Raw genomic sequence first — 309 nt, forward strand, 5'->3', positions numbered from 1 at the left:
TAAAGAAAGCTGCTATCAGGTATCGTAATCCTTATCAAACTAGACATACCTTTGCCACAAGGCATATCAGCCAAGGTGCTAACCTGTTTTGGCTAGCGGGGCAAATGGGACATAAAGGACCCGAAATGTTGTTCAGGCACTATGGGGGATATCTTAAGGAGTATGATGGAGGTACGGTAAAATGTGACAATTATTCCATTAACTCACACCTGAACTGATAGAGCTCGCCGATCGAACATAACTAAAATTGACGGTCGGCTCTGAGCGAGAAGCAGAAATTACCTTATTCACATAAATGTTTTATTACCT

1 pseudogene is annotated in these 309 nt (G+C 41.7%); it reads left to right on the plus strand.

Features of this window, described 5'->3' with window-relative positions:
• A pseudogene (locus ACNQ0T_RS23645) lies at positions 1–218 on the plus strand (hypothetical protein); the annotation flags it as partial.
• Between the last annotated feature and the right edge of the window lie 91 nt (positions 219–309).

Source organism: Enterobacter cloacae complex sp.6700776 (assembly GCF_048284255.1).
GTDB classification, from domain to species: Bacteria; Pseudomonadota; Gammaproteobacteria; order Enterobacterales; family Enterobacteriaceae; genus Enterobacter; species Enterobacter intestinihominis.